This is a genomic window from Allobosea sp. 05T422_2 (genome assembly GCF_056396265.1).
In genome coordinates this window covers 1-1,234 of the sequence record NZ_JBFTLD010000517.1, presented here as the reverse complement: position 1 = coordinate 1,234, position 1,234 = coordinate 1, and the positions used below count along the sequence as shown (strand labels likewise).

Sequence of the window (1,234 nt, the reverse complement as noted above, 5' to 3'; positions counted from 1 at the left end):
GATCGAGGGAGCGCGCCTGTCGATTACGATCGGGGTGGCCGCGCCGATGCTGGCCGCCCTTGTCGGCATCAGCCTGGGCACGGCGTCGGCCTTCTTCGGCGGCTGGGCCGAGGCGATCGTCACCCGCCTCACCGACATGATGATGTCGTTCGATCCGCTTCTGCTCGGCGTGCTGATCGTCGCCTTGCTCGGCCCCGGCGTGCAGAACCTGTCGATCGCCATCGCGGCAGCACTCGTACCGTCATTCATCCGCCTCTCGCGGGCCTCGGCTCTGTCGGTCAAGCGGGAGGCCTATGTCGACGCATCGATCGCCATGGGGCGCGGCAAGTTCGGCACCATTGGAATGCATGTCCTGCCCAACATCGCTGGCCCCCTCATCGTCATGCTGACGATCTGGATCGGCTCGGCGATCCGCCTCGAGGCATCGCTCAGCTTTATCGGGCTCGGTGCCCAGGCTCCGGCCCCGTCATGGGGGAACATGGTGCGCGAGGGTGTTGCCGACATCTTCGGCTCGCCACTACCGGCCATATTTGCGGGGCTCGCGATCACGCTGACGGTCCTGGCCTTCAACATCCTCGGAGACCGCTTGCGCGACCGCCTCGATCCCGACCGGGTGACCGGGCGATGACGCCGCTGCTCTCCATCCGCGACCTCCAGGTCTCCTTCGGCGCGAAAAACGGCCCGGTTCAGGCGCTCCGCGGCGTCGATCTCGATCTGCACGCTGGCGAGTGCCTCGGCCTCGTCGGTGAATCCGGCTCCGGCAAAAGCCTGACCGCGCTGGCAGCGCTTGGCCTGCTGCCGGAAGCCGCCACCGTCACGGCCGGCCGCGTCATGTTCGATGGGCAGGATCTCCTGACCCTGCCGCGCCAGTCACTCGATGCGATCCGCGGTCGCCGCATCGGCATGATCTTCCAGGAGCCGATGACGGCGCTCAACCCGATCATGACCGTGGGCGAGCAGATCGGCGGGCCGCTGCGGCGGCATCTCGGTCTCTCCCGCGCAGTTGCACGCGCCCGCAGCATCGAGCTTCTGAGCCTCGTCGGCATTCCTGCGCCCGACAAGCGCGCCGCCGCCTATCCGCACGAATTGTCCGGTGGCATGCGCCAGCGCGTCATGATCGCGATGGCACTCTCCTGCGATCCGCAGGTCCTGATCGCCGACGAGCCGACGACCGCGCTGGACGTCACCATCCAGGCGCAAGTGCTCGACCTGCTGCGACGGCTGCGCCAGGAAC

The 1,234-nt window shown here is 67.7% G+C and carries 2 protein-coding genes; both read left to right on the top strand.

The genetic code is table 11. The features are described from left to right. Positions 1–628 (top strand): ABC transporter permease (locus AC1DJT_RS36745; RefSeq protein ID WP_476836067.1); only part of this gene is annotated, 628 nt, incomplete at its 5' end. After that, the coding region (locus AC1DJT_RS36740) for an ABC transporter ATP-binding protein (RefSeq protein WP_476836066.1) at positions 625–1,234 on the top strand (610 nt) is incomplete at its 3' end. The genes AC1DJT_RS36745 and AC1DJT_RS36740, both read left to right, overlap by 4 nt.